Below are 2,415 nucleotides of genomic sequence, written 5' to 3' on the forward strand. Positions count from 1 at the left end.
ACCCGGCCGTCTCGGGCCGGTCATAAGCCGCCACAGATCGCTACGCGCTCCTCGACGACGGCGACTGACCCCCGTCTTCTGACAACACGAACGGGTGGGGCTCGGCGTGCTACGGCATACGCTTTCCGCACTGGTCGGCGCGGTAGTCGTGGACGGCCGGGACAACACGGAAGCGATCCGCCTGATGCGCCCGGACATCGACATCGCCGCCGAAGACTCCGCCGGTCGCGGTGAGTAGCTCGACGAGTCGGATCTCTACGAGGACGTCCGCCCTGCGCTGGCCGCGCTCCGCGCCGCCGAAAGGGTCTACGTGCCTCCTGTCGACCTCACGGAGCTGTCCGACATCGTCAAACCGTAGGGCCCCCAGGTGAGTTCGCCCGATGGCGATCGCATCGATCCGACGCGCAAGGTCGAAGTCCGTGGCGATGCCTGGACTCAGCCCTTGCGGCAGGCCCTCACCGCGTCGGTGTACAGCTCACGGGTCAGGTCCTCCGCCCAGATGCCGAGCTCGGCGAGGACCGCGCGGACGTCACCAAGGGCCGCTCCCAGGTCCTGTTCCTCGGCCAGGGTCTCCAGTTCCAGGAAGGTGCCGTCCAGCTCCGGAACGCGGACCAGTGTGGCGAGCATCTGCCTGCCCCGCGCTTCGAAGGCGTAGTTCCGGCACCGCTTCTCGAAGGCGATGGCCGGCACGTAACCGAGGCCGCGCAGCATCGCGTGCACCGCCTCGGCGTCCTCCACGCGGGTCTCGTGTTCAGGCTTCGACCCGGACTCCTCGTCGACCCGGGCGCCTTTGTAGGTGAGGATGGAGCGGGTCTCGTCCGGACCGTGTACGGTCCGGACCCGAAGCTCTTCGTCCCGGGCCTCCAGTGCCCGGTCCGGGGTGTCGTAATAGGTGTCCCGGTACACCTCGGCGCGGCCGTCGGCTCGCTCGTCCAACCGCTGGAGCGTCTCTTCTGGTGCGTGCACCCGTGCCTTCAGCTCGGCCTCGATCATCCCGTCCATCCCCTCTCAGACCGTACGTTCGGCGCTCTGGGTGATCGCCTCGAACATGCGCCGGAACCCTCTGAACAACGGGCCGTGAGGCGTCTCCATCACCTTGTACGTGGCCGACTCGTGCCCTTCCCAACCCGCGTCGAACGCCCCGACGAACATGGTGGAGTCAGTGCGGATCAACCTCCATGTGGGCAGCATGGCGTACCGGTACACCTGGATGTCGCAGATCCCGGCAAGCTCCCGGAGCCGGGCCTCGGCGAGACGGACACCACTGGCGAGCGACTCCACGGACTCCCCGATCTCGGCCGCCCGTTGGATGAGGGCCGACGATTCCGGGTCGAGTAGCAGCACCCGCACGCGGAGACCGTTGTCTTGACTCCGCAGGTGAGAGCGCAGCATCGAATCCTTCAGCCCGATCAAGCCGAGGCCACGAACGGCGAGGATGTCCAACTCGTTCGCTGCCCGTGCCTGCTGCTGGATCTCGTCGCGGGCGGAGCCCTGGGCGGAGTACACGCGCACCACCTCTGGAAAGGCAGCGAGGTCGAAGGCAGGCCCGCCGACACGCTTCTCGCGACTGGCTGCCAAGCCCAGGAGATGCCGAGCGTCGTCCGGCATGTTCAGTCCGTCAGCGATCCGCTCGTACACATCGAGGCGCGACACTTCGCGGCGACGATTGATGATCTCGTTCACCCGAGCCTGGGTCATGCCCACCGCCGCAGCGATACGCGCCTGGCTGGCTCCGCTGTACTGCTGCACGTATCTGAACACGGCACCCACGTCGCGTGCGCGGAGGGCTTGGCGTACATCTGCGCGCTCCCATGCCCAGTCAGGCAGGGCAGTTGGCGCAAGCGGTGTGGCCACAGTCGACTGCTCCCGTCATCCGCCTACGAGATGGGAAGTCATCCCACGGTGAGATTACCGCTCGGATATCGAGCGAGTACGCAGTGTCACCAGATCCTGTCTGCATGCCGGTGCATCACTCACCATCGGAGGCACAGAGATGACTTGCGACGCACAACCAGACAGTCGGAATGCCCGGGCGCTCCCCACGGCCGGGCCTGTGCGCCCGAGCTGCCGCCGGCGCTGCTGGCACGGCGGCCTGGACGGCTCCTGGCACAGCGAGGAGCTTCTCGATCGTGCTCGCGTTGGCTGGGAACGCTTCATCGGCTCCATCGAGGAACCAACCGATGACTGAGCGGTACGAGTACGTGCCTCATCCGTTGCTGCGGCGTCGTGTGCGTGATGTCGCATCCGGTGTCGAGGGCGAGCTGATGGCCGTGGTCAACGAGGACGTATCCGACTCCGGCCACCAGCACTGGATAGAGCTGGCGTACATCCGAGGCCCGTCGGGGCGCGAGTTCTCGACCGCAGTGGCAAACGTCCAGTCGGCCATCCTCCCTTCACCAGCCGTGGGCGGCCGTC

3 protein-coding genes and 1 pseudogene are annotated in these 2,415 nt (G+C 66.9%); 2 read left to right on the forward strand and 2 right to left on the reverse strand.

Annotated elements, in window-relative coordinates; all coding sequences use genetic code 11:
- Positions 1 to 100: 100 nt before the first annotated feature.
- A pseudogene (locus tag ACGFYU_RS37820) lies at positions 101 to 298 on the forward strand (HAD family hydrolase); the annotation flags it as partial.
- Positions 299 to 435: 137 nt separating this feature from the next.
- On the opposite strand, the gene cyaB reads toward ACGFYU_RS37820, so the two are convergent.
- Positions 436 to 993 (reverse strand): class IV adenylate cyclase, encoded by a 558-nt coding sequence (gene cyaB, locus ACGFYU_RS37825; RefSeq protein WP_393831835.1) that lies wholly within the window; start codon positions 991 to 993, stop codon positions 436 to 438.
- Positions 994 to 1,008: 15 nt separating this feature from the next.
- Positions 1,009 to 1,854: a helix-turn-helix domain-containing protein gene (locus ACGFYU_RS37830; protein WP_393831833.1), complete on the reverse strand. Its 846-nt coding sequence runs from the start codon at positions 1,852 to 1,854 to the stop codon at positions 1,009 to 1,011.
- Between the two features lie 326 nt (positions 1,855 to 2,180).
- On the opposite strand from ACGFYU_RS37830, the gene ACGFYU_RS37835 reads away from it, so the two are divergent.
- The coding region (locus tag ACGFYU_RS37835) for a hypothetical protein (RefSeq protein ID WP_393831834.1) at positions 2,181 to 2,415 on the forward strand (235 nt) is incomplete at its 3' end.

This window comes from Streptomyces sp. NPDC048337, assembly GCF_043201175.1.
In the GTDB taxonomy this organism is placed as follows: Bacteria; Actinomycetota; Actinomycetes; order Streptomycetales; family Streptomycetaceae; genus Streptomyces.

Coding starts and splice junctions, on each gene's coding strand:
- cyaB (WP_393831835.1), bottom strand. CDS start 993: ATGATCGAGGCCGAGCTGAAGGCACGGGTGCACGCACCAGAAGAGACG.